This window comes from Pseudomonas sp. 3MAES_34.3B (genome assembly GCF_058145875.1).
The window spans coordinates 4,119,714-4,145,285 of record NZ_CM176960.1 but is presented as its reverse complement, the minus strand read 5'-3'; the positions used below and the strand labels follow the sequence as shown (position 1 = coordinate 4,145,285).

The 25,572-nt window shown below is 54.4% G+C and carries 21 protein-coding genes and 1 pseudogene; 12 read left to right on the top strand and 10 right to left on the bottom strand.

Annotation, left to right across the window (positions count from 1 at the left end; translation table 11 throughout):
• Positions 1–6: 6 nt before the first annotated feature.
• Both AC3Z8Y_RS18415 and AC3Z8Y_RS18410 read left to right on the top strand, forming a co-directional pair.
• Positions 7–201 carry a hypothetical protein gene (locus AC3Z8Y_RS18415; protein ID WP_490087036.1) on the top strand — a complete coding sequence of 65 codons (195 nt, stop codon included), beginning with the start codon at positions 7–9 and terminating at the stop codon, positions 199–201.
• Positions 198–872, top strand: a complete 675-nt coding sequence (locus AC3Z8Y_RS18410) for a DUF421 domain-containing protein (protein ID WP_490087035.1) — start codon at positions 198–200, stop codon at positions 870–872. The genes AC3Z8Y_RS18415 and AC3Z8Y_RS18410 overlap by 4 nt, the downstream gene beginning before the upstream one ends.
• 420 nt (positions 873–1,292) lie before the next feature.
• Here the strand turns inward: AC3Z8Y_RS18410 and AC3Z8Y_RS18405 are convergent, their stop codons facing one another.
• Positions 1,293–2,864 carry a winged helix-turn-helix domain-containing protein gene (locus tag AC3Z8Y_RS18405; RefSeq protein ID WP_490087034.1) on the bottom strand — a complete coding sequence of 524 codons (1,572 nt, stop codon included), beginning with the start codon at positions 2,862–2,864 and terminating at the stop codon, positions 1,293–1,295.
• Between the two features lie 754 nt (positions 2,865–3,618).
• On the opposite strand from AC3Z8Y_RS18405, the gene AC3Z8Y_RS18400 reads away from it, so the two are divergent.
• From AC3Z8Y_RS18400 to AC3Z8Y_RS18380, 5 genes are all read left to right on the top strand, one after another.
• Entirely contained in the window at positions 3,619–4,371 is a 753-nt protein-coding gene (locus tag AC3Z8Y_RS18400) for an SDR family NAD(P)-dependent oxidoreductase (protein ID WP_490087033.1), read from the top strand.
• 113 nt (positions 4,372–4,484) lie between these two features.
• The gene (locus AC3Z8Y_RS18395; RefSeq protein WP_490087032.1) at positions 4,485–5,807 is read left to right on the top strand and encodes an epoxide hydrolase family protein; all 1,323 of its coding nucleotides are present in this window, start codon (positions 4,485–4,487) and stop codon (positions 5,805–5,807) included.
• Between the two features lie 143 nt (positions 5,808–5,950).
• The gene (locus tag AC3Z8Y_RS18390; RefSeq protein WP_490087031.1) at positions 5,951–6,385 is read left to right on the top strand and encodes a DUF305 domain-containing protein; all 435 of its coding nucleotides are present in this window, start codon (positions 5,951–5,953) and stop codon (positions 6,383–6,385) included.
• A gap of 19 nt (positions 6,386–6,404) precedes the next feature.
• Complete coding sequence (locus AC3Z8Y_RS18385) at positions 6,405–7,865, top strand: YncE family protein (protein WP_490087030.1); 1,461 nt, start codon at positions 6,405–6,407, stop codon at positions 7,863–7,865.
• A 238-nt stretch (positions 7,866–8,103) separates the two neighbouring features.
• A complete protein-coding gene (locus tag AC3Z8Y_RS18380) occupies positions 8,104–8,934 on the top strand; it encodes an alpha/beta fold hydrolase (RefSeq protein ID WP_490090036.1) in 831 nt (276 codons plus the stop codon).
• Between the two features lie 396 nt (positions 8,935–9,330).
• On the opposite strand, the gene AC3Z8Y_RS18375 is transcribed toward AC3Z8Y_RS18380, so the two are convergent.
• The gene (locus AC3Z8Y_RS18375; RefSeq protein ID WP_490087029.1) at positions 9,331–10,536 is read right to left on the bottom strand and encodes an MFS transporter; all 1,206 of its coding nucleotides are present in this window, start codon (positions 10,534–10,536) and stop codon (positions 9,331–9,333) included.
• Positions 10,537–10,618: 82 nt separating this feature from the next.
• Positions 10,619–11,371, bottom strand: coding sequence for an SDR family NAD(P)-dependent oxidoreductase (locus AC3Z8Y_RS18370; RefSeq protein ID WP_490087028.1), 753 nt, complete (start codon positions 11,369–11,371; stop codon positions 10,619–10,621).
• A 119-nt stretch (positions 11,372–11,490) separates the two neighbouring features.
• Here AC3Z8Y_RS18370 and AC3Z8Y_RS18365 point away from each other — a divergent pair, with 119 nt between their 5' ends.
• The 4 genes and pseudogenes from AC3Z8Y_RS18365 to AC3Z8Y_RS18350 all read left to right on the top strand — a co-directional run bounded on the left by AC3Z8Y_RS18365 (position 11,491) and on the right by AC3Z8Y_RS18350 (position 16,156).
• Entirely contained in the window at positions 11,491–12,405 is a 915-nt protein-coding gene (locus AC3Z8Y_RS18365) for a LysR family transcriptional regulator (RefSeq protein ID WP_490087027.1), read from the top strand.
• A gap of 134 nt (positions 12,406–12,539) precedes the next feature.
• Positions 12,540–12,944, top strand: coding sequence for a nuclear transport factor 2 family protein (locus AC3Z8Y_RS18360; RefSeq protein ID WP_490087026.1), 405 nt, complete (start codon positions 12,540–12,542; stop codon positions 12,942–12,944).
• A gap of 599 nt (positions 12,945–13,543) precedes the next feature.
• Positions 13,544–13,764, top strand: a pseudogene (locus AC3Z8Y_RS18355) (DUF4113 domain-containing protein); the annotation flags it as partial.
• Positions 13,765–13,942: 178 nt separating this feature from the next.
• Positions 13,943–16,156, top strand: coding sequence for a putative bifunctional diguanylate cyclase/phosphodiesterase (locus tag AC3Z8Y_RS18350; RefSeq protein ID WP_490087025.1), 2,214 nt, complete (start codon positions 13,943–13,945; stop codon positions 16,154–16,156).
• Positions 16,157–16,959: 803 nt separating this feature from the next.
• Here AC3Z8Y_RS18350 and AC3Z8Y_RS18345 read toward each other — a convergent pair.
• On the bottom strand, positions 16,960–17,430 hold the full coding sequence (locus AC3Z8Y_RS18345; RefSeq protein WP_490087024.1) for a hypothetical protein: 471 nt from the start codon (positions 17,428–17,430) through the stop codon (positions 16,960–16,962).
• A 198-nt stretch (positions 17,431–17,628) separates the two neighbouring features.
• Here AC3Z8Y_RS18345 and AC3Z8Y_RS18340 point away from each other — a divergent pair, with 198 nt between their 5' ends.
• Positions 17,629–18,072 carry a globin domain-containing protein gene (locus tag AC3Z8Y_RS18340; protein WP_490087023.1) on the top strand — a complete coding sequence of 148 codons (444 nt, stop codon included), beginning with the start codon at positions 17,629–17,631 and terminating at the stop codon, positions 18,070–18,072.
• A 55-nt stretch (positions 18,073–18,127) separates the two neighbouring features.
• Here AC3Z8Y_RS18340 and AC3Z8Y_RS18335 read toward each other — a convergent pair whose 3' ends face one another.
• The 6 genes from AC3Z8Y_RS18335 to AC3Z8Y_RS18310 form a co-directional block, all read right to left on the bottom strand.
• The gene (locus AC3Z8Y_RS18335; protein ID WP_490087022.1) at positions 18,128–19,963 is read right to left on the bottom strand and encodes a sensor domain-containing diguanylate cyclase; all 1,836 of its coding nucleotides are present in this window, start codon (positions 19,961–19,963) and stop codon (positions 18,128–18,130) included.
• Between the two features lie 341 nt (positions 19,964–20,304).
• Positions 20,305–20,586, bottom strand: a complete 282-nt coding sequence (locus tag AC3Z8Y_RS18330) for a hypothetical protein (RefSeq protein WP_490087021.1) — start codon at positions 20,584–20,586, stop codon at positions 20,305–20,307.
• 634 nt (positions 20,587–21,220) lie between these two features.
• Positions 21,221–21,781 (bottom strand): type II toxin-antitoxin system VapC family toxin, encoded by a 561-nt coding sequence (locus AC3Z8Y_RS18325; RefSeq protein ID WP_490087020.1) that lies wholly within the window; start codon positions 21,779–21,781, stop codon positions 21,221–21,223.
• 1 nt (position 21,782) lies between these two features.
• The gene (locus tag AC3Z8Y_RS18320) at positions 21,783–22,127 is read right to left on the bottom strand and encodes an STAS-like domain-containing protein (RefSeq protein WP_490087019.1); all 345 of its coding nucleotides are present in this window, start codon (positions 22,125–22,127) and stop codon (positions 21,783–21,785) included.
• A 10-nt stretch (positions 22,128–22,137) separates the two neighbouring features.
• Positions 22,138–23,100, bottom strand: coding sequence for a hypothetical protein (locus tag AC3Z8Y_RS18315; protein WP_490087018.1), 963 nt, complete (start codon positions 23,098–23,100; stop codon positions 22,138–22,140).
• A 930-nt stretch (positions 23,101–24,030) separates the two neighbouring features.
• On the bottom strand, positions 24,031–25,494 hold the full coding sequence (locus AC3Z8Y_RS18310) for a relaxase/mobilization nuclease domain-containing protein (RefSeq protein ID WP_490087017.1): 1,464 nt from the start codon (positions 25,492–25,494) through the stop codon (positions 24,031–24,033).
• Between the last annotated feature and the right edge of the window lie 78 nt (positions 25,495–25,572).

Genomic DNA, 25,572 nt, shown 5'->3' with positions numbered 1-25,572 from the left:
ACACTGGTGCGCGCCGAGCAGCCCGAGCCGGGTTTGTGCATCCTGCCGCGTATCGACGAGGTGCTGCGTCGCGAGGCGGCACTGGAAAATACCCAGTGCTGCTCATCGTGCGGCTATCGCCAGGACCGTAACGGGCCCACTGCCTGCCCGCGTTGCAACGCCCGGCAATGGGAGCCCGCCGCGCAGGTACTCACCCAATGAGCGCCGATACCGCGGCAACGTTGCATCGCCTGCTGGTAGGCAACGCGCCCTGGATGTTCTTGCTGGAGGTAGTGGGCCGGGCCATGGTGGTGTATCTGGCCTTGTTCATCGTGATGCGCCTGCTAGGCAAGCGAATGGCGGCGCAGCTGAGCATTTCGGAGCTGGCGGTGATGCTTACCCTCGGCGCGGCCATTGGCGCCCCCCTGCAAACCCCGGCCCAAGGCGTGCTGCCCGCCGTGGTATTGCTGGCCTGTGCACTGGCGTTCCAGCGTGGGTTGTCGGCGGCGTCCTTCCGCTGGCGCAAGGTCGAGGTGGGCGTGCAAGGCGACGTGACTCTGCTACTGGCCGAAGGGCGTTTGTTAACTGATGAGTTGAACAAGGCAGGTCTTAGCCTGGACCGCGTCCACTCGGAATTGCGCGCTCAGGGGATCATGCAGCTGGGGCAGCTTCGCCGTGTTTATCTGGAATCTACAGGCCGCTTTACCCTGCTGTGGTACCGGCAGCCGCGGCCTGGCTTGTCCATACTGCCGCCGCTAGCGGACGCTGAATCCCCGGCGCGAACCGAACAGCTGGCGTGCAACCGCTGTGGGCACACCGCCACGGCGGACGCCGAAGGCTGGCCGGTGTGCAGCGCGTGTGGGAACGAGCACTGGGAGCCGGCGGTGACCTGAGCCGCCGGCCTGCCAACGGCAGTGACCTGAAGCGCGGCTATTCGGACTAAGCCCACAGATTTTTTGGGCCTTAGCTCACGACACCCTGGCCCGTAGTGATCGCAAGTGCCTATCACTCATCTAAAGCCACTGAAACGAACAAGCTAGACGTGGTAAGGGGCTGGCTACGGTAACAGTAGGTAACCCAAAGCCGCGACAACCAAGCCGATCGTCATTAGCCAGCGAGCGCCCCAGCGTTTGACCAGCCGTCCCACCAGCACATTTGCTGCCATTTGGTACAGACGACTCTATCCACCACTGGCAATCTTCGCGAAGCGGTCTGGGCCCCGCAACCTACCTGGGGAGCCCACCCTCCTGCGGAAAAAAAGCAGCTACGGCAGATTTTGCTGGGCACCGTGTCTCCGAAATCCAGGGTTTGTACTAACTGTCACAAATAAGCGCTAAACGTTGCGCCATCGAAATGTCGAAGGCTTTCTTGTTTGTGGCTGCGCCGACGGGAGAAAACTTTTCGATAGCTATTGATGCGAGCACGGAGAGACGTTCAGTCTGGCGTGCTTTATGTCGTGCCGTCTCCAAAGTCCCAACGCTTTTCCGCCTCTCAAGGGTATCCAGGTTCGTATTGAGTGTGCCATCAAGAGCGGCGAATTTTATAAACCTGCGTAGCGATCTTAATAAGCGATAACTAGTCAATGTCTGCGCTTGTTGGCGGGTAATAAGCGCTAGCTCAATAAGGCCGCACAAGGCATCTGATGTCGCTTGGGGTGTAAGACCTATAGATGCTCCTGTCGCTATGACTTTCTGAAGGTCGTAACCCTCAACATCGGCCGCTAGCATAAGCAATAGCTGGCGCTGGTCATGGGTCAAGGAGAGCCAACTGGACTGAAAGGAGCCATGTATTGATTTTTTCCTGGTTAGGGAGGTGAAGCAGCTCCGGCCTCCAAGATCTATGCCTTCAAAAATAAGCTTCATAGTTGCTTCTATACCCAGTGTGGCTGTATAGTCTGCGGCAATTTCGATAGCGAGAGGAAGCCCGTCCAATTCTTGTATGAGCGCCGTTGCTTGATAAATAAAGGCTTCATTCAGGTTGAGTGTCGGGTCCTGCGCGCTGACTTTTGATATAAACATTTGGACAGCCGAATTAGGCTTCCTGTTAGCGGGGTCAGAGGTTGGCGTGATATCTAAGGGGGAAATACGGAGGCTGCTTTCTAAAGGTAAATGCAGTGGTTTCCGGCACGTAGCTAGGAAAACACAGTCAGCGTTTTTCATCACTAGCGTGTACAGATTCTCCAAGGCGGTTTGAGAATCGGCATTTAGGTTATCCAGAAGCACTAACACTTTATTTGCGTGATGGCTGTCAGATTTATTATTCTGATCGTTCGAATTTTTCGATATGGTTGCCTTCAACCGATAAAATAGTTCGTCTGATATGGGGTTTTCATTTAGATCGCTATAGAGAGTGTCTTGATATCGATCGTGGACGGTATTCATGGCTTCATGAGCGAGATGAGATTTTCCCACCCCCGGCGGGCCTACCACTGTTATCAGTTGAGGCCTATCGTCCAGTAGGCTTAATAATGATTCCAGCTCACGATCGCGTCCAATCAACTTTTTAGGGAAATTTAGAGGGGTAATAGGGGAGGGTATTGTGGTCTGCGGGAGCTGGCTATCGTGAGCTTTTGCGTCATCTATTTCATAAGAAGGCTTTGCATTAGCTATCAATTGATAGCCTCGTCCGGGTACAGTCTGTATTAGGTGTCGATTTTTACCAAGAATTCTACGCAGTGCGCATATATGAACTTGAACATTATTATCTTCGACGACGGTGGTGGGCCAAACCTTTTTTATTAATGTATTGATCGATACGAGAGTACCCTTCGCATCCAGTAATACCTGCAAAATGTCAAAAGCTCGGCTACTTAGTCTTACGGCCCGACCGCCGACCGATACCTGACGGGCACCACGGATGACGCACACATCCCCAATCATTTCCATCCACGCTCTCCTAAAAGCTTATTTGATCCTGAAGGGCAGTCGGTAGGTGCCGTCTAATTTTATGCGAGCATTTATAGTATTCTGCGAGCGCTCCCGTGCCTTGTAGAGGCTAGCGGATACGATTCTGGTCACAGTTGCTCATCTGAGGTGATTGATTCACTACTGCATTATGTTTGCTACTGCTTCACCTCCAGTATTTTACTAGCCCGCTGTGCTGATGAATCTAAGTGGCAGGTAGCTCATGGCCCCGGGGCACTACGGTGTCGTGATCGCTGAACTTTGCAGTGAACATGAATGATCTCTAGTATTAAGCCCGTGAACCTGCCGTTTGTTTGCTTAGCAAAGCAAAGTGCCACCTCCGGTACCCCGATTTTGATGATAGACGGTACCGGAAAAGCCGACATGAAAAATTTGACAGGTCAGGAACCTTTGCGTCCTCGAATGTGCGGTTGCAAAAATCGCCTCCGGTCGCTCTGCCTGTGCTGAAAGCTTGCTCCGCAGCCCCCTGTCCCAGCAGCTTAAGGTGAGTGACGGACTTTCATTAGCTCACGGACCTCTTTCAAGGCGTGGTCCCGACTTTGCGCATCGCGGAAGGCTATGACGAGGAAGGCGACCTTATGGCATCCCTGAGCGCGACTTGGGCAGCTTTCAGGCCACGGAACGACCTAATTTAAGATCTTTTAATTGGACGAAAGGTTTTTTAAGGCTTTTCTGCGGAGTATCAAATGCCACACATTTGATGGACGGACAGATCATGACTGGCAAGCTGGAAGGGAAAATCGCGGTTGTCACAGGAGGCACCAGCGGCATTGGGCTGGCCACCGCCATCGAATTTGCCGCAGAGGGGGCGCATGTGTTCATCACCGGGCGCCGCCAACCCGAGCTAGAGGCTGCGGTAGCGCAAATCGGCAACGCCACAGGCGTACGAGTGGACTCGACCAATCTTGGCGATCTCGACGTTTTGTTTTCCACCATTAAGGAGCAGAAGGGCCGTGTGGACGTCCTGTTCACAAACGCGGGAGGCGGCTCCATGGTTCCGTTAGGCGAGATCACTGAGGAGCACTACGATTCTACCTTCGACCGCAATGTCAAAGGCGTCCTGTTCACAGTACAGAAAGCCCTACCTCTCCTGTCAGATGGCGCTTCGATTATTCTTGCCGGTTCCACGGCCGCCAGTACCGGAATGGCGGCATTTAGCGTATATGCCGCATCAAAGGCCGCAGTACGTGCCTTCGCTCGAAACTGGATTCTGGACCTCAAGGATCGGCGCATTCGCGTAAACACTATCAGCCCCGGCGCCACCCGAACCCCAGGCCTCGTTGAACTAGCAGGTCCAGACGCTCAGGCTCAGCAGGGGCTTGTCGACTATTTGGCCTCTCTTATCCCGATGGCCCGCGTTGCCGAAGCGCGTGAAATTGCGCGCGCGGTGGTATTCCTAGCTTCCGACGACGCGAGCTACATCAATGGCACTGAATTGTTTGTCGATGGTGGACAAGCACAGGTCTGAATTGACTGGATTGGCGCTGTGGCGGCTGATTGGCGGTTGTCAAATTTGGCAATCCCGTGTTCACGCGGCCGTCATCAGCGGCGGATGAAGTAGAGCATAGCTGGAGAACCCAGATGGAGACGGATCAGCAATTGTACCTGGATGCAGCGACCTCACGCCGAAAGATACTTCGCGCCGCGCTGGCCGCCCCACTTATTCCGTTACTTTTAGGCGGCGAAGATGTTTCAGCAGCAGAGGGGTCAAAAACGGTCCCGGTCGCTCTGCTGCCACCGGCCACATCTACCGTCGCTCCGTTTCAGGTAAACATCCCAGAAGCAGCACTCGCGGATCTGAGGCGGAGGTTATCGGCGACACGATGGCCGAAAGCTGAGACCGTCACCGATTGGTCCCAAGGCGTCCCGTTGGCAAAGGCCAAGGCGCTTATCGAGTATTGGCGGTCGTCCTATAGCTGGAGACGGTTCGAAAAGAAGATCAATCAGTATCCCCAGTTCCGTACGTCCATTGACGGCCTCGGCATCCATTTTATCAATGTGCGCTCGTCCCATGCGGATGCGTTACCCATCATTCTTACCCATGGCTGGCCTGGATCTGTCATAGAGTTTCTGAAGGTTATCGGACCGCTGACTGAACCAACAGCATATGGTGGTACGGCCGCTGATGCTTTCCACGTGGTGATTCCGTCGCTGCCTGGATTCGGATTTTCTGACCAGCCTACCGATAACGGTTGGGATGTCGTGCGCACAGCTAAAGCCTGGGCGGCGTTGATGGAGCGGCTGGGGTATGCGAAGTGGGTCGCCCAAGGTGGGGATTGGGGATCCGGAGTCACCCATGCCATGGCACACCTTAAGCCGACCGGCCTGATGGCGGCGCATGTGAACTGGCCTTTTGTGTTTCCAGAAACCCTACCCGAGCACCCTGCGCCTGATGAACAACGTGCCATAGATGGTGCCACGCGCTTTGCTACAGAGCTAACCGGTTACTTCAGAGAACAAGCGACTCGACCGCAAACTATCGGTTATGCCTTGGCTGACTCCCCGGTTGGGCAGGCGACGTGGATCTACGAAAAATTTCAAGCGTGGACCGATAACTCGGGCGCCCCAGAAGAGGCGCTTACGGTAGATGAAATGCTGGACGACATCACACTCTATTGGCTGACGGACACCTCTGCATCCTCGGCTCAGTTTTACTGGCAAAACTCCCAGGGTAAGCCACCTGGGTTTTCCGGCGGAACAATCGATCTCCCGATGGCCGCTTCCGTATTTCCTCGCGAAATATATGTGCCGCCAAAAAGATGGGCAGAAGCAGTGTGGCCGAACCTTTTCTACTGGAACGAAGTTGCAAAAGGTGGTCATTTTGCGGCTTTCGAACAACCAGAAATTTTCACCCAGGAACTTCGTAAAGCTTTTGGCGTGTTCAAACAGAACCTGAAAGGGTAGGTGTCATCCCCAGACCGCATTCTATGCCGCGTTGGCTTGGATTGAGCCGGCTTTAGCGATCCTGGCTAAATGCTGAAGGTGTGAGGAATAAAAGCATCCACGCTTCGTCTATCGGGTGAATAGTTGGCAATCAGGTAAACCATATGCGTAATCATAGAGGTAGGAGGACGCAGCGGGCCGTTCTCTATAGCGTTTCTCTAACCGCATGTTGCTGGGCGTTGGGGCTGCTGGCACATGAATCCCAAGACCATGATCGGCAATCCGGGATCGTTTCCGCTGAGGCTTCCTTCATCGCGGAAAACGATGCTGCCATGAGAAAAATGATGGCGGGCATGGACGCTAAACCTTCTGGTGACATCGACCGCGACTTCGTTACCAGCATGAGCGCACATCACCAAGGCGCCATCGACATGGCAATAACCATGCTTCGGTACGGGCATAACGAGCAGCTCAGACGCATTGCGCAGGAAATTATCGTGGATCAGCAGCAGGAGATTGCCGCGTTGCACCAGGCAATGGGGGATCCGTTGCCCGCGTCTGCTCCCTCGCCCACTCAAATTGAAAGCATCAACCCCTGATCAACAACGAGGATACCCAATGAGGTTGCCAGAATGTTCCTTGGCCGTTCTTGCTTGCATACTGATTACCGGCTCCACTTCAGCTTTAGCTGGCCAAATTCCGGGTAAAGCATCAGCTAACGATATTCCTGTTAGCCATCAAGACCGAGTTTATGCTGCCGAGCAATTCTCGAATACATTGTCGGTCACCGATCCTGTAGATAACAAACTCCTCGGCGTGATCAGCCTGGGAGATCCGCAGCCAGGCAACCTTAGCCCGCTCTATCGCGGAGAGGTACTGGTACACGGCCTGGGTTTTTCTCCCGACCATAAGACATTGGCCGTAGTGTCCATAGGCACCAATTCGGTGTCGTTTATTGATACCCAGACCAATACCGTAAAACACAAAACGTATGTTGGGCGTGCACCTCATGAGGCGTTTTTCACGCCGGATGGAAAGGAGGTGTGGGTGACCGTTCGCGGAGAAGATTACGTTGCCGTTCTTGATGCGCATACCTATGAAGAGAAGACCCGGATAAAGACGCCGGCTGGACCGGGTATGCAGATTTTTTCGCCAGATGGCACGTATGGCTACATATGTTCCTCATTTAATCCCGAAACGGTCGTGGTGTCGGTAGCAACCCACAAGGTTGTTGGGCATGTCGAACAAGCCAGTCCATTCTGTCCCAACATTGCAGCCTCGCCAGATGGCAAGCAGGTCTGGTTCACCCTCAAAGACACCGGGAAGGCTCAGGTATTTGAAGCTACCCCACCGTTCAAGCTGATCAAGACACTCGACATCGGACCCATCGCCAACCACGTGAATTTGGTGACCAATGCTAATGGATCTTTCGCATACATCACGGTCGGCGGGTTGAACCAGGTACAGGTGTATCGCACTGATACCTTCGAAAAGGTTGCAACAATTCCTGTCGGCAATCTGCCGCATGGGGTATGGCCTTCGGGTGACGGTACACGAGTTTATGTAGGCCTGGAAAACGCCGATGCTTTCGCCGTGATTGATACCTTAAGCAACAAGGTGGTTGCCAACATCCCGATTGGGCAGGCCCCTCAGGCGATTGCGTATGTGCCCAAGGCCGTCACTCAGGGGTCGGGACTCGACAATCTCAAGCCGCTGGGCCTTGCCGCTCAAGCAGTACACCTGAAAATGAATGCTGTTGGCAAACCGGCCGAGCAGGCGCCCACCAGCGTGACGCTATTCAACCAAGGCCTGACACAGGTATTGCAAGCGGCAGTAACCGGCCTGGAGCCGAAACAGCCCTACACCTTGGCGCTGGCTGATAAGGCAGATGGCAGTGGCAAGCTGGATCCCTTGGCGATGTTTATGACGAACCCGGCGGGGTCAGCCATCGTCAACACCGTTGGCCCAATCCGGCAGATCGTCCAGAGCGATGTGCCAGAGCAGCGCCGGTATCTAGTGGTCCTCGCGGGTAAGCCAGAGCAATTGGGCGGGCTTATACAGGTGCAGGCTGAGCAGTAAGCGTGGCTGCGCCCACGCTGGGTTCTTGCAGATCACGCTGTCGCATTTCGGTATTCACTAAAGCAGCAGAGGCCCGCCAATGAAAACACCCGACCAAGACATAGATTTGCAGCGCCGAGCCGTGCTGACCGCATCGGCCTTGATGGCGGCAGGGATGTTGATACCGCTGTCCAGTTTTTCGCAATCAATCGAAGCCTCGACTCAGAAAACCGCGTCTCATACCCAAGGAGCATCTGCCATGAACTCGATCACTACCAAAGATGGCACCGTTATTTTCTACAAGGACTGGGGCCCAAAAGACGCAACGCCTGTTGTGTTTCACCACGGCTGGCCGCTGAGTTCGGATGACTGGGATAACCAGATGATGTTTTTCCTGCTCAAGGGTTACCGGGTTATCGCTCATGACCGCCGTGGGCATGGTCGTTCGACCCAGACCTGGGCGGGCAACGAGATGGACACCTATACCGCCGACGTTATCGAGCTGACCGATGCGCTGGATCTCAAGGGAGCGATTCACATCGGGCATTCCACTGGTGGGGGGGAGGTTGCACGGTATACCGCACGGGCAAAGCCTGGGCGGGTGGCAAAAGCCGTGCTGGTCAGCGCGGTGCCTCCTATCATGGTCAAATCTGAAAAAAATCCTGGAGGGTTGCCGCTTGAGGTCTTCGATGGGTTCCGTGCTGCACTTATTGCGAACCGCGCACAGTTTTATATGGATGTTCCAACAGGACCGTTTTATGGCTTCAATCGACCAGGCGCCAAAGTTTCCCAAGGTGTGATCGAGAATTGGTGGCGCCAAGGGATGATGGGCGGGGCTAAAGCCCACTACGACTGTATCAAGGCGTTTTCTGAAACGGACTTTACAGAAGACCTGAAGGCAATAACGGTACCCACGCTGGTACTCCACGGCGAGGACGACCAGATCGTGCCTATTGCTGACTCGGCGCCTTTGTCTGCAAAGCTGCTGAAACATGGAACACTCAAGACGTACCCGGGGTTCCCTCACGGCATGCCGACCACGAACGCCGATCAAATCAATGCCGACCTCCTCGCATTCATCCGCAGCTGAGGTGCGTGGTGGCACGCTGTCGCAAGTCTCCGATAAATTCGGGAAGGTAATTACTGCGGCACGTTTCCAATTGGACATTGCGGAGCATCAACGCGGGTCAGTCTCCAGATAGTATAAAGGTGCGGTGGTGTTGGCGAAGGCCGTAGCACGTGTGCATAACGGCGCCCCCGATGGGGGAGGGGTTTCGCCTGTCGCTTGGATTGGAGCGCAATTGGGGCTATACGTCTGGTACGTATAGCCTGTGTCCAGGGGTTCGTACCTCTTCAGCAATCGTGACGCCATTACCTGGCTCACTTCCGCGTAGCGGGTTTTTGCGAAGCCGCTGCGCGGAAGGACGCCATTTGTAATCGGTTTCTTGACCCTCCTAGCTTTACCGACAGGCGACGGCGAAGTCGCTTACCTGGAGCGAGTTATCGCTACGACTAGCGCGGCGAGCGCCAAGAGGACGCTTCCCAGCAGCAGCAGGGCGACGATGCTATAGCTGTCGAGAACAACGCCGCCGACAAACGCGCCTAGCGAAATAGCGATCTGGAACACACTCACCAGCATTGCCTGACCGGCCTCCGCCGCATCGGGTAAGGCCTTCAGCATCCAGGCGGTCAGTGATACCGGAACCAATCCGAAAGCAAGGCCCCAGATCAGCGCGGTTGCTGCTCCCTCGGGCTCACCGGCTGCGCCTAACGCGGACAGCAGCAGTACTGCACCGATCATCAATGCTGCAATGAATGTTGTTCCGCGAACGGTGCGTGCCACCAAGCGGCCACCGAAGAAGGTCCCGACGAAGCCTGCGATTCCATAGACCAACAGTAGACCGGTAACACCATCAGATGAAATGTTGAACACTTTTTGGAGGATAGGCCTTATGTACGTATAAGTCGCGAAATGTCCTGCGACTAAAAGAAAGGTCACGACTAACCCGATCCTTGCCATGGGTTTCGCGATGGTTTGCGTTAATTCTTTGAGCCTTATCGCACGAGCGGCAGGCATGGAAGGCAGCGTAAAGAACTGCAAGGCAAGTACGAACAGGGATACTCCAGCGGAGGTGGCAAATGCCACGCGCCAACCCGCCAGGTTACCGAGCAATGCACCAGCAGGTACGCCCGCTATGGTCGCCACCGAAATGCCAGCCAAAATATAAGACATGGCGCGGGGTTGAAGAGACTCAGGCACAAGGTGGGATGTTGCACTCGGTGCGAAGGTCCAAAAGCCCCCCACGCAGAACCCTAAAAGTATCCGTGCAACCAGCATGGTAGCTAGGTTCGTTGCCGTTGCAGCTACAGCGTTGGAAATCACCAGGAGCACCGATAGCAACAGCAACACGATTCGTCGATTCAGTCGCCCCGCACCAATTATCAACAATGGACCAGTAGCGGCTGCAATCAGTCCAGGCATTGTGACCATCAGCCCAGCTTCGCCTTCACTTACGTTGAGACTACCGGCAATGTTGGTTAGCAAGCCTACTGGAAGAAACTCCGTTGTTACGGATGAGAAGGTACTGAGGGCGAGGGCAGCTACAGCAAGCCAGGCCGGGGATGATGACCTTGCCGCTTGAGTTAGGCCGCCTTCCTGGCCGTTATCTGCGAATTCAGAGGTAGTTACCATGACAAGGTGCTCCTGGGACGGAATGAATCGGCTCCATAGGGCTGTAAGGCAGTGCGTGACCAAAACAGCCCACTGTGGCCAATCAGATCTGCTGCTGCCCGCCGTCGACAAACAGCTCGATGCCGTTGACGAAGCTGGCGTCGTCCGAGGCCAGGAACAGTGCGGCGCTGGCGATTTCTTCGGCTTCGCCGACGCGGCCCATGGGGATGAGCGAAGCCAGGTAGTCCAGCAAACCTTGTTGCTGGGCGGCATCAGGGCCAGCCAGGTCGACCAGGCCGGGGGTGCGAGTGGCGCCGGGGCTGATGGTGTTGATGCGCACCTGACGGTCCTTCAAGTCCAGAATCCAGTTGCGAGCGAAGGAGCGCACGGCGGCTTTCGAAGCGGCGTACACGCTGAAGGCCGCGGTACCGGCACTGCCAGCGGTGGAACCGGTGAGGATTACCGAAGCCTTTTGCGCCAACAACGGCAGGGCTTTCTGAACGGTGAACAGCACGCCTTTGACGTTACGGTCGAAGGTGTCGTCGTAGTGCTGTTCGCTGATTTCGCCCAGCGGCACCATCGAACCGCCACCGGCGTTGGCGAAGAGCACGTCGATGCGCCCATGAGCAGCGCCGATCTGGCTATACAGGGCGTCCAGCTGATCAAGCTTGGTCGAGTCAACCCGAACCCCGGTGGCATTGCCGACGGCGTCTACGGCTGCGTCGAGTTCGGCCTGGCGGCGGCCGGTGATGTACACGTGGGCGCCTTCTGCGGCGAAGCGTTTGGCGGTAGCCAGGCCGATGCCAGTGGTGCCGCCGGTGACCAGTGCTACTTTGCCTTCGAGTTTGTTAGCCATGATGTTTCTCCCAGGTTTTGAGGTGTTGCGAATGATTGAGTTGCGGTGTGAGAGAAGCTTATCGACCGTGAGTGTTTTTCAAAATAGAATTGCCTGAAAACCATCATTGCAGAAATGAAATGAGCAGACTTCCAGATTTCGAAGGGTTGGCGATGTTCGCCAAAGTGGCAGAAGAGGGATCATTCGCGGCGGCTTCCAGGGTCATGGGGGTTTCAGTGCCTACGGTGTCTCGGGCTGTTGCGCGGCTCGAAGAACGCTTGGGCGGTCGGCTGTTCAATCGCACCTCCAGGCAATTGGCGCTGACAGAGTTCGGCGCGAGCATGGCCGCCAAGGCAGGGGAGATTTACCGGCAGGCCGAAGAAGTGGAGAGTGAAGCCCAGGAGTTGTCGGTGCAGCCCCGCGGACAGGTACGCCTGGCGGTACCGATGTCCTTCGGTTTGCGCTGGGTCGCGCCGCTGATGCCGCAACTGATGCGCCAATACCCCGAGTTGTCGATTGACCTGCACTTGTCCGATGCCTCGGTCGACCTTATTGCAGAAGGCTTTGACGCAGCCTTGCGGATCGCGGTATTGCCTGACTCATCCCTGGTCGCTCGGCGCATATGTGCAGTAACTCAGTACCTGGTTGCGTCGCCTGGTTACCTGGAGGAGCACGGGCATCTCACCCATCCCCGTGAGTTGGCGGCCCGCAGTTGCCTCAGCTATGCGTATCGGTCGCGCAGCCAGGTGTGGCGCTTTACCCATGACGACGGCACCGAGGAAGATATAGTGCCCAACGGCCCGCTTCGAGTGACCAACTCTGACGCCCTGTTGCCGGCCCTGCTGGACGGCTTGGCCATTGCCGAACTCCCCGAGTTCATTGCCAGCGAATACCTGACGGATGGTCGACTGGTGGCCTTATTACCTGAATGGCACATGATGCGTGGCGGCCTGTATTTCGTGACCCCATCAGCACGCACGCGGCCCGTGAAGATCAAGGCGCTATCGGACTTCTTTGCCAAACACCTATCGGACCCCAGATGGCGCTGGCCATGACGACATAAAAGGCGCTACACAAATGAAAGGATGCATTTCCATAATTGCTGTTTTGATTTGTTACCGAATCTCCTACTTTGGGTTGGCAGTCACGGGAGACCGTGCCAACCCTCATCAGCTTCGGAGCAATCCTCATGAAAAATGCCGTAGAACTCTTTCAAATGTACCTGGACGCCATCCAGTCCCCAAGCACTGCCGCTTCGCTCTTTGCCGAGGATGGTGTGCTGGAGCTTCCTTATCTTGAATCCTTGGGCATCACCCACCGGGTTCAAGGTAACGATGCCATCGAATCCTTCATTGGCTCCCTGTTGGCTAAAGTGCCGGGCTTCAAATTTCGTAGCGTACGGTTCCTGATCGATACCCCCGACCAAGCGTTCGCGGAATACAGCGTCGAGGCGTTGGTGCCTGCGACTGGCCGTATCTATCGGCAAATGTATGCGGGTCGCCTGGTGGCGAACGACGGCAAAATCCAGCTGCTCCGTGAGTCATTGGATACCGTGGCAGCGGCTAAAGCTTTTGCTCCTGACGACCAATCCTAAGCGCACCTCAGACTTAATATCATCCGTGGACACTGCGCCTAACCGTTTTTATAGGCGTAAAATCCGCTGCGCGGAAACCAGCCAGCGGATGAGTACGGTCGATTGCGCAGATAGCAAATTTGGTTGAGACCAGATCGATCAAGTGCAAGCCCGGGGACCGCTTCCGCAGAGTGGATTCAGAGGCACGAATGCTACTTCGCGGAAGTGAGCCACCTGATCCAGAAGATAGTGTTGTGCGCGGTTTGCCTAACCCCAGCTTCACAATCCCAGAGAATTCGATACGGACCACAGCGACGCCCGGGTCGTGAGAAATGAAGTCGGTGCACCATGGATATCCTCGATATAGAGGATCGGCTTATCGACAGTACACAGCGAGCCGCCGCTTCCGGTTTGGTAGACAGCATCCACGGTAATCATGATAAAGCCACGCACCACCAGATGCTTGGATACTCGCAGTCTCAGCTTTCACCACCGCAATCGGGGTGAGCAACGGCGATGGCTAGGTACAACCTGTTGGAAACGTAGGCCGCAGGTATGTAGACATCAACGAAGATATCCAGGCCCTCAAGCTTGTAGCTGGACGTAAAATGGGCCTTATTGACCTGTTCGGCCAAGCTCAGCCTGTAGCCACAAACAAAGGTATGGACGTTCTGGATGCAATCAATGGAAGACGGGGGAGGGGAACGCTTCGCGTGCGAGCGTGCCGGCTGAGCCTGAATGGGCCATGCGGACAGAGCTGATGAGCCAAAGCCTCACCACCAGAGTCGACCAGCTGTGGATTGTTGGACGGCTAGAAGAGTGGTGTGCTGGCTTGTCGTGAAGGGTATGCGGGACAACGGAGGGATATTGCAGCGCTGCTCATCCAAGCGTTGAATTATTAGGCGGCGGGGTTAGAGAGACAACCTTTCGTCGCGACGACGGGGGACGGGTTAACGCGCCGAAGCTAGGCGGCCGATAACCCAAGGATAAGTCGCTATCTTTCCAGGCCTGGCCTCAACATGTCGAAACCCCAGCCCCCCAACCCCGCACGTATTGACGACCATACCCAGCTGGCGAGGCGATCATCCTGGCTGATCGTGTGCTTGATGCTGTGCCTGTTCGTAGGCGCCATGGCCACGCTTACCGAGGTAGCATCCAAGTTAAATTCCGATGAAATCGACCGGACGAAGCGGCTCGCTAAAAAAGCTACGGAAGCCCGACTCAAAGGTCTTAGTTCGACCCTGATGGATTATGCATATTGGGACGAAGCATACGAACATACGCATGGACAGGTGGATATTTCCTGGGCAGAACGCAAGGTTGATGTAGGACGGTCATTGCTGTCTGAGTACGGATTGAACAGTGTGTTCATCCTCGACTCCAGCATGGTCACCCGCTACGCCCTTGTTGAAGGAGAATTCAATGGCCATCACGCTACAGAATGGATCGACGGTGATCTCAAGGGGCTGCTAGCTGAGGCAAAGGCTGCGGCCGGCCAGCGCGTAGTGGCAAAAGGCGCCCTTACGGTCAAGGGGCGCCCGGCTTTGATAATTGCCGCCGCGATTGTTCCGACTTCCTATGAGCTTAATGCCCCGCGGGACGAATTAGCGTACCTAATATTCGTTGATGCGATCTGCCCAAAGTCACTAAGCCGCATGGCTGACGCGTTTGACCTACCGGGGCTGCGGTTGGGCTCGGCACAGTCCGCGGTCAGCTTGGAACTTCCAGCGCAACCACCGATTTATCTGACTTGGGACATTGCCAAGCCAGGCGCGGACTTTCTGAAGGCTCTTATGCCTATACTATTGCTCGCTTCAGTTATCTTCAGTACCGGTGCCTGGGTCCTACTCCGCCGATCCATTCGTGCTGCTGAAGAAATTGACCGAGGCCGAGAGGCTGAAGCGCAGATCGCTTATTTGTCCAAACATGATCCACTCACAGGCTTACCCAGTCGTAGCTATGCCTTTGAGATGCTAACGGAGAAGCTATCGAGCAGGCGTACTGATTCGGCTTTCGCGGTCATTTTTATCGATCTAAGCGGTTTCAAGCACATCAACGAATGTCTCGGGCACTTTGCTGCTGACCAATTGCTCATCGACGTCGCCCGTCGCTTCAGCTTGGAGCTTGAGGAGCGCGATTTCCTAGCTCGGTTGGGCGGGGATCAATTCTTAGTGATCACTCCTGAAGTGTCCACCCCGGGGCTTACCGCGCTGTGCCAATCGCTCGTTGCCAGCTTTGACAGGCCTATTGCCTGTGCGGAGCATAAGCTGCGCGTTGGCTTGCGTATCGGAATAGCTCAATGTCCTGTAGATAGCCACGATGCACAAGAGTTGCTTCGCCTCGCCGATATCGCACTTTATGAGGCCAAAAGCTGTAGCAGTCATGGCTGGCAACTATACAATTCGGAGATGAAGAACCGCATCGAGGAGCGGCGAACGCTGGAGCAGGACCTCAAGCGAGCTATTCAGGAAGACCAATTCAAGGTTGTGCTGCAACCTCGTTTCGACATCACTGGGAAACGCGTGGTGGGAGCAGAAGCCCTGGTCCGCTGGCTGCATCCTGAGAAAGGGCTGCTACAACCTGGAGCGTTCATACCCCTTGCGGAGGAAACCGGGCTCATCGTCGGTATCAGTGACATCGTGCTGCATCGTGCATGCACTTTAATAGAGAACCTGAATGAAGCAATTTTCGTTTCCGTCAATCTGTCCTGCGTCGAGTTTATGCGAGGAGACTTGCTGCCTCGAATAGAGCGAGCGCTTCGCCTGTCTGCTTTGCTTCCTTCCAGGCTGGAGATCGAAATCACTGAAAGCGTAATGATTGATAATGCCAAAAGGGCACTAAGTTTGATGAATGACTTGAAGGCCCTAGGTATAAAACTTTCGATGGACGATTTCGGTACCGGCTATTCGTCTCTTAGCTACCTAAGTGTCTATCCATTTGATGGTATCAAAGTGGATCGTAGTTTCGTAATGAATCTTAGCGATCCCGGTACGAACAACCAAGCGATTGTCAAAGCTGTAGTAGCCATGGGCAAAAGCATGGGCATGACGGTAACTGCCGAAGGCGTAGAGACGGCCGAACAACTTCAGGTGCTTCAGTCTCTCGGATGTGACCAGATCCAAGGTTTCCATCTGGGACGGCCTATGGAGCCGGAGCTGTTCGCTGAGCTTTTGCACAGACAAGACAGAACGCAGCAAACGATTGAGAAGAGTGTTCCTGCCCTTGTCCAGTGAACTGTCAAAGGAAGATGGGCCAACCCTCGTGCCCTGACGCCTTCATGTTTGCGCGAGTTGTTGGGCGCCATCGCGGCGGCCGAGGCCCTATAGCTGCTGACACAGCCTAAGCGCGTTGCCCAAAAAATCACCCATACCCCGCGCGACGCACCATCCGGTTGGGATCAAACAGGCTACCCCGCTATTTGCGTAATCCGAATATAGATCGCAACATTTTCTGCCTGTTTTAAGCGGATAGTCCAAGCCAGCGCCGACTGGGAGCTTCCGCGCAGCGGATCTCATGGTCATAAGCCGCTGCGCGGAAGTAGCCAGCGGGGAATGGCCACTAACAGCTGCGATGACGGAATTCTGCCGGCGTAACGAATTCTCAATTCCGTGGCACCAATTCGGTCCCGCGAAATACGGCTTACGCCTTAAGGGCGGAACGTACTGGCCCAGACACACGTTTCTGTGATCAACCGCCAAGCAAGTACATAACCGGCGCCGCGGTAGTACATCATCAGCTAGACGGCTTGGCCCTTTATGCCCCATCACTGTTCCGATCAATCGATGTGAGCCCAAATGCCCCTTCCCAACACGACGACCTCACGGATCCTTGTCGCGGCCGCACGCGGTGTACCTATCCACTTAGATTCAGAGACCCGCCGCTGGATAGAGGAGCTTGCGCAGTCAGGCCATATTACCCTGACCGACGCACTGGATGCAGATGCCGCGACCGTCAAGGCAACGCTTACTCGTCTCGGCCAAGAATTACTGGATTGGTTGGAGCGGTGAGGTAAAGCCGGACGGCCCAGCGGCAAAGGCTAAGCTTGCTCATCGTCATCGAGTCGGCCGTTAAGTGGGCGAGGCGCCCTGGCGGCAAAGCCGTCGCATCGCGAGAGGTCCGGGCCAACCGAGGGAAACTGGAAATCATCAACAGAGATTTCCCGTTCGCTGCTGTCGGAGGCGGTAACGCGTAGCGGAGGGCGTGCCGGGTGATATTCCTCACTCAGCCTGACCAGCCGACCCGGATCCTGCTCGGGGGAAGGGCAGGGCAACGCCATCAGCCGCTCGGCCAGATCGTCGTTTCCGGGGGGCAGGTAAAGCCACAGGCTGACGGTTTCCATGTCAAGCAGTACGGGGAAAACCGCTTGTGGCCCAACGCCTTCGTCGTATTTTAGCCGCAACCGACGCACGTCGCGCAGCACCTGGTATGCAGCGCAGCTAAATCCGAGCGGTAGCCGATGCCATTGTTCCAAGGTGTACTCCGATGCCCAGCGCGGCGAAGCCATCATTATGCCCTACAGCAGCGTGCAGTCGGACGTGCTGTATAGCTTCGAAAAACAGCCTCCCGACCAGCGTAGCAAGGCGGCACCCTTTACCAGTAGCCAAAGGTTAAACCAGATCCACATTTGGTTTTTTCTAGGCTGCAATCCAGCCTTTTCCAAGGCTGGCTACACTGATGGAGCCGTATGCCTATAAGGAAGTACCTGATGAGCAAACCATTAGCACCCGAAACCATCACGATCATCAAATCCACCGCCCCTGCGCTACAGAAGCACGGTGTTGAGATCAGCACCCGAATGTATGAGCGTCTGTTTGTCGATCCCGAGATCAAGGCCCTCTTCGATGAGGCGGCCCACAAGTCCGGCGAACAACCCAAGCGCCTCGCTGCGGCCATTCTGGCCTTTGCCAACAATGTGGACCGGCTGGAGGTTATCCAGACCGCCATCGACAACATCTGCGCTCGGCATATAGCCACCCATGTGAAAGCCGAACACTACCCTGCGGTGGCCGAGGCCTTGCTGCCGGCCATCAAGGACGTGCTGGGCGAGGCCGCCACTGACGAGATTCTCGACGCCTGGGGCCAGGCCTACTGGTACCTGGCCGACGTGATGATCGAACGCGAAAAGCGTCTTTACGGCCAGGCCGGCTGAGGCTTCACCCTCAGCACGGTGCCCGCTCGATCGTGGCTGAATCGAGCGGCCTGCCTTACAACGGCGCGCCGAAATGAAAGCGATTGCGCCCTTTGCGCTTGGCCTCGTACATGGCCGCGTCGGCGCATGCAAGAACCGATTCTGGGGTTGTGGCCGAGGAGGGTGGGCAGATGGCGATCCCCACGCTGGTGCCGATGACAACGCGGCCCTTGGCGAGGTCGAATGGCCTGTGCAAGGCCATGCAAAGGTTGCCGCCGATGCGTTCGCCGATGCCCGTACTGGTGACCCCTGTGGCAATGACCACAAATTCGTCACCAGCCAGGCGACAGACAAAGTCATCCTGACGCACCACTGCGGTCAACCGACTTGCGACCTGCTGCAAAAGCTCGTCGCCGGCATCATGGCCATGTTGATCATTGATCGCTTTGAAGCCGTCCAGATCCATAAAGAACAGTGCAAACCCTCCGGCCAGGGTGATCGCATGGCTCAACGTTTCGTTCAAGGCAGCACGGTTAGGCAGACCGGTAAGTGAATCGAGCAACGCCCGGTCCAAGAGTGCCTTCTCGGTCCGTTTCTGCTCCGTGACATCCTGGGCCATCACGAAAAAGCCCTCCACTTTTCCATGCCGGATGTCGGGGATATAGGTGGCGCTCCATAGTCGACCGTCCTGAGGGTCGAAACAGATCCCCTCACGTGTGACGCGTTCACCCCCCAACGCCCGCTGAAAGAGTGGCCACAACTCCTCATAGAGTGCAGGGCTCAGGAAGGCTTTCACCGCCTGGCCGCGCAGCGTCGCCGGCTCTACACCAAACACGTCGCGGTACCGTGCGTTGTTGAAGACATAATGCAGCTCGGCATCCACCTGGGCGATCAGCAGGGGAAAGTTGTCGGCGATGGCCTGAAGCGTTTCCTGGCTGCGGGTCAGCTCTTGAGTCCGCTCCGTGACGCGACGTTCCAGCTCGTGTTGGTAGTCACTCATCAGCGCTTCGCTGTGTTTGCGCTGCGAGATATCAAGGGCCACCGCGATGAAGTGCAGCGGTACATCGGCTTCGTCACGTACGATCGCCACGTTCAAGTCCACCCAGACGATTGATCCATCCTTGCGGATGTAGCGCTTCTCCAACTCATAGCTCGTCCGCTTGCCAAACATCAGCTCTGCGACCTGGATCATGTCGTTCTGGGTATCGTCCGGGTGGGTGATTTCCGGGAAGGTTTTGCACACCAGCTCCTCATTGGTATAACCGGTGAGCTGGCAGAATCGACGATTCACCACCACAAACTTTCCTTGCAGGTCGACGATCGCTTTGCCTGTGGGTGTATTTTCAAAAACGGTGGCAAACCGCGCCTCGCTTAGCGCGCGTCCTTGGCGCTCTTCGTCATGTATGGTTCTCGCACCCTCTACCAGGGTTCGTTGCAGCAGCTCACGTTCGAGGATGCGTGCAAGATCGCTCAGCGCCGCGAGGGCCTTTTCGGTGACTGCGCGCGGTTTGGAGTCAATGACACACAAGGTCCCCAAGACGAACCCTTCGGGGCTACGCAGCGGGATGCCGGTATAAAAGCGAATGAACGGCGGCCCGGTGACCACGGGGTTGTCATGGAAGCGAATGTCTTCATGCGTGTCCGGGACGACGAGGAAGTGCTCGACATGCAACGCGTGCGCACAGAACGCCACGTCGCGGGTGGTTTCGCTGACGTCCAAACCCACGCGTGATTTGAACCACTGTCTTTCCGCATCCACCAGCGAGACCAACGCTATCGGCACCTGGAGCAGTTCGGCCGCCACCCGAGTGATCCGGTCGAAGCTTTCCTCCGGCGGAGTATCCAGGATGTCCAAGCTGCGCAAAAAACGAAGCCGAGCTTCTTCATTGGAAGGAAACGGAGCTATCAGCATTACCAACCTCGCAAAAACACCAATGCTTAGTATGGTTCAGCAAACCGCTAATGCCCAACAGTCGGGTCGTTCCAAGGTATGTCGGTGCCAGGTCAATTACAGGTCCCACTCGGCCACTCGCTGAGTCAGCGCCCGCTGATAAAGCACCAGCAACTGCTCAACCTCATCCGAAGTGATCGCCTTGGTCATCCCCAGCGATTCCGCAAAAGCACCGGCACGCAGCTCAGCAAACAACGCCTTGCTTACGGTATGAGCCCGTAGAATGTCCTCTAGCAAGGCCTGACATTTGGGTTCAAGGTGCTCCGGGAGCTTCAAGGACGTCACATTCGTCGGCGGTGTGCTCATGGTGAGGACGCACACAGGTAACCCGGCGCCCTCAGCAATGCCACTTGCTGCCAAAGCGTGCCTAGCCGGTCGCCGGCGGGGGAATACGCCGGGCCGTTCAAGGTGGCAGCCGCGCAGGGCCTGACATCGCTCAGCGTGAAGCATGTGTCGCCGTATTCAGCGTTAGCCAATTCCAATGCGTCTTCGCGGTCATAGGCAGCGTACACTTCAAAACGGCCTACCCAGAAGGCTTGCATCGGTGCAGTGGGGTCTGAAGATGTTTCGTTGGCTGCTTTCACGTTTACGCTCCTGGGCGCTTAATGGCGAGTAAGAAGAGGGCGATGTTCACATAGATTAGCGTACGTCCGAGGCCTCAAATCTCCTCATTGCTTGTCGCGACCGTATCCTTCATGCTCATGGATGTAAGAGCACTGAGCCTGACGTATTCGCGTGGGGCCGCTTTCGATTGTTTTGCCACTACTTGCGCTTAGCTGCGAATATCCAAGTAGCCACTACCCAATCAACGATGTTCGCTTGGCGATCAGCGCCGCGGTTCAGGCGTAAGCAGCTTTTCCACCGTGACCAGAGGTACATGCGGGTGGTTTTCACCGAATAGTAGACAAAGGGTGCACTCGAAGGGGTACGGGGCGAGGGAGGCATTTCACGTTCTAAGTGCTTCAATGTTAACGGGCGTGGTGTGGCTAGGCGCAACCTGTGGCATTACGGCAAGTCAGTCAAGGTAGCGAACGCCCTCTGGGGATAACCGAGAAGGCGTGGTTGCCGAAGCCGGGCAAGCGGCTAACGTGGCCCGTTGATAAGAGGGGCTGACGAGTGATAATCAAAAAAAAAATGATGAAATTTATTCTGAAATGGAAACTTTACAACGTAAATAAAAGGTTGGCAGTGATAAGTAATCATCAGGCTAAATGGCGGCTACATAGGATAGCAGCCATACAAATTTAAGCCAGTCACTGCGCGAAAGTCTTTGTCATCAGTTATGATGTTGGAAATATTGTTATCCCTCATCAATTTCACATAAAGCGCATCATAACCATCTACGGTATGGTCAGTAACTATGCTCATTAGCTCCGCAGAAACGCCTTCAGGTAAAGAAGTGGGAAGCTCGGAGGCCATCGATTGAATTTGCTCCCAAGCAGATTCTATTTCTGCAAGCACAGCCTTGCGCTGAGCGTTGTCTTTTCTGAACTGCTTTAGTGAAAGTCTGGTGTCTGCATTGAAAGCTTTAAATATTTCAAATTCAGAGCGTTCAATTAGGCTGGTCAGTTCAACCAGAGTTAGCGGTGTGTAGTGAAGCGTCGCATTGTTGGTTAAAGCTTTTTCTATGAATCCAGGATAAAACTCTACTTGATAGTCTCTGGGGGCATTGCCGAAAAACTTTTTAGACGCAGCATATGTTGTCCAGTACCACACATTAGTATCTACAAAAAACACAGCATCCTTGTTAGGCTCATTATTCCTTATATCTAGAAACATATCAGTCGTCCTTCCTTGCAGCATCCAAACCCAAGCCTGTCTTTCCACTGGTGTCGGAATAGAATTTGAGCGCATTTCCAATCACCAAATTCAGTAACCGTCTACCGTGATCAGAAATTCCTTCGAACACTAGTTTTTGTTGCAGCGTCTTTATATCGTTATCTTTGAGTAACGCGCCAATGCTGGCATTAAAAAAAGGCGAAGCAAAGATATCGATACCTTTAAAATCAAGCTCGATCTTATTTTCAGCTTCCCATGCCTCGATTATTGCGGCTTTTAGCTTGCCACCTGAATTCATTGAGATCGCATTCGTCCCAACAATGTCTTTTACTGTGATGATTTTCATCTGTATCTCCTCAAAAATAAGCTGGTGTCTGCTCGCTGATTTCTGACTTCAATCGATAATGTTTTTTATCGCAATTCACGGTAATGCTAATCAACGTTCCATTGAACCGGCCAGGTATCGACTTTGTCACATAGGTGCCGTCGATGCCGACAGTGGCCATGTATGTATCGCTGCACACGCGCAATACCCCACCATTAACTTGGACAAAATCTCGCAAAATCCCAAACCCCAAACCTCTTGGAAGATCTGGGGCACTATCAGTTCTGGTTGAATTACCAACTTCTAGCGCCCATTTGAAAGCGGCAGATCTTTCCATCCCGGGAATATGACGCTGTACCGACTCTACAATTCCGCCACCGAAGTCAAGAACCGAAAGGGATAGCTTCTTATCCTTTGCTTCATAATACCCGCAGGATATTACGCTCTGATTATTCAGATTTTCTTTCAGTCCGTGTCCATAAGCGTTAACAAATATTTCGTAGATGCTGCTCACAATTTCCGCTTTCAGAACTTCCGATACTGAAAGTTTTTCGAGCCAATTATCCCGAAGATGGTTTATTATCTGAACGTCTTCGAGAACTGTCTCATGCTGACGGTAACCGATGTAATCCGAAGTGGTGACTACGCCGTGATCGGGGCTTACATAATGCCAGAAACCTAGCTCTCGCAACCTATCCATTAGTACTTGGTTGACTCCATCAATTTTGAAGCCAACTTTTTGTGCAGAAAATAAGCTGCGTAGCCCAAACCCTTTGAACATATTGGTTTTTGCTTCATATTGTTTTAGGTAGTCGCAAATTCCACCTATCACCACTAGGCCGTTGTGGCTGATAGTCGAACACTTAGAGAAATCGAAATAGTAGGAATGCTGAGGGTTTGATAGAATCTCATGCGAAAGCTTGCTGAGATACTTGTAACCAGATTCGTCGTCGCGAATCGGTGGCATCACCACATCCAAGCGCTCTCTCTTCATCGTCCCCTCTTTTCCTGTGCGACAAGGCTTTCATTTTTGCGCTGAAGCTAGACCTTAGCTAAACCATCAAGGCCGACGACACGATCCTCATCATCGGACAGCCTCAAGGTTCGACTGATCCATGCCGCGGTACGATACTGTAACTACAGCTACATTCCTAGGATCCGTTGCTCGTCAAAAAATGTTACAGGAGATAACTGCCTAGCCTACGTCCTACCGGTTGGTGGTTTTGGTCTTGAGCATGGACTCCCATTCCTAAGCGTTCTTTTATGCGGCGTTCTGTCGTTGGATAGGAGCGCTCAAGCGTTAGGAAAATGATCAGGGTGGGCTACCTTTGATCCGCTATGACCTAGCATGGATAGCTCGCGAGGTCGAACGCCCTTCTGCCTATAGCGACCCGTTGCCAAGGACCGCTACCAGCTAGAAGCGGTCACTCACTACCCGGTTGAATAGTCGAATGACAAGCCGAGCGCTTAGGCCTTGGGCCACAGTATGAGAATGTAAGCCCAACCGGCGGTGACTGGGGAAGACAGGGATGGCCGATAGCTACCTTACGACGAAGCAGTTGGGCCGATACTGACTTCCTGCCGCCGAGCGGTTTCTGGAGCACGAAAGCCGCTACGCGGAAGCTGGCCAGCGATTTGATGGCCGCCAGCTGCTTATGCGTACGTACTCAATTTGCTGGTTTTTCAGTCAACCCGACTCGACGTTAGAAACCCATCGTTCGAGTCCTGTACCCATCACAGCATTTTCACAGTGGCAATGGGGTATCAAACGTGCCCCGCCATTCCGAACACGGCCCGAAGAACCCTATCAATGGCGTGACGTTATGCACGCTTGCCTGCTGATGCGCTCTGCTGAGTCCGAAAATGCTATCCCGTTGCGCGGCTCTTGCAAGGCCGCCTGATTCGTGTGATAGGTCAGCAGTCGTCACCGCTGAGTTCTGATTACAGATGAATGCGGGCTCGACAGACCTAGCTCAGCACGGCCAAGCACTTTGTCACGGCTATCATTCGACGGGGTCATCGCGAACGTCAGGTCCTGGCATTCGTACTTTGGTCCGCGATCAAGCTCGCTGCGCAGTGAATGCTCTTCGAGAACGCATTTAGCCTGAAGGAAGGTCAGAGCGGTTCGGACAGTATCAAGCATGACGTTCATCAACCCGATAATGAAGTTCACCTCTTTATCGACCCGCACGTCATAACCAGGCTTCTTAAAAATGTAGAATAGGTAGTTACCTTTGATCCGCGTGGGCGGCATGATTCGTTGAGCCAAGGACCAGTTGTACCTCGGCATTTCTACTCTGATTGCAAAAAAAGATTCACAGTCCTTTTTCTTGTCCTTGATTTTGCCACTACTAGATCTAGGGAATTCAGGTCCTCCGTCGAGACCAAGGGTCGATTCGCTGAAGGTGACTCCAGCAGGGAGGTTGCCACCGCTGCGCCTTTTCTGAAGTCTTTCGTCATGTCGCTCTGCATAAGATCGTCCAAATTTTTCTTGCACAACTCCCTGTAGCGCTTGTAAATGCTTTTTCTTGTCATACTTAATCCCGCCCATAGATAAATCGGTGAGTTTTTGAAATGTCAATCTTGACCTTTTTAATTTTCTGCCAGAAATTTTCCTCCCTTCAAAAATATAGTTAATTCCAACAATATCATTTGTCGCCTTCTTGTATGTGAACTCTACTCCTACGTTCTTTTTGTTTAGGAGTTTTACAAGCTGAGGAAGATTGGGGTCATTTAGTCGCCTTGTTTGCTCGATTGACGTTGCGACGAGCGCGATCAGACGATTGCGCCACAATTCGGTCCCTTCACTGATATTTCCGTTCTGGTCAATTGTTTCCTGGTTCTCTTTAGCCCACGAGGCCATATCTCGCTTAGTAAGATCTGCACCCCAAGCCTCTCCCGGATTCGGGACCGCGGTTAGGCCGTATTTCTGCTCCATGGCTCGTGCTGCTTGCATCAGCACGTCATAATCGTTTCCATCTGGCACCAGGTTAAACGTCTTATAGCTAGTTCGGTTAGCGACGATATGCATGTGTTGCTTATCAGTATCGTTGTGAATGATTCCATAATATTTATGCTCCTCGGTGTAGCCCAGTCGCCGCATTGTGTCATGTAAGACGTCTAACCAATGGGCTGAAGGCAACGTCTCGCCTGGGGCTAAGGAGAGCATATAGTGCGCGCCGCAACGGCCGGAGCCCTTGCCTGTAGCCGCAGCGCGCATCTGGGTAGGCATCTCCATTTCCTTTTCTAAGTCCTCGGCAGTTGACGAAAATACATTTCCGCCGACGAACAAAACCTGATCACATTTATGGTCGTGGTTTTTACCGAAGGTGTATTTCACACGTTTGTCGCAGCGGAAGTCGTTTTTAAATTTTCTAGCTATTGCCATGATGCACCGCCACGGATCTAGTCGTTTTTTCTTTCCGTTTTACGCCAGAAATGTGCACAGAGCGGAGGCGGGTACACT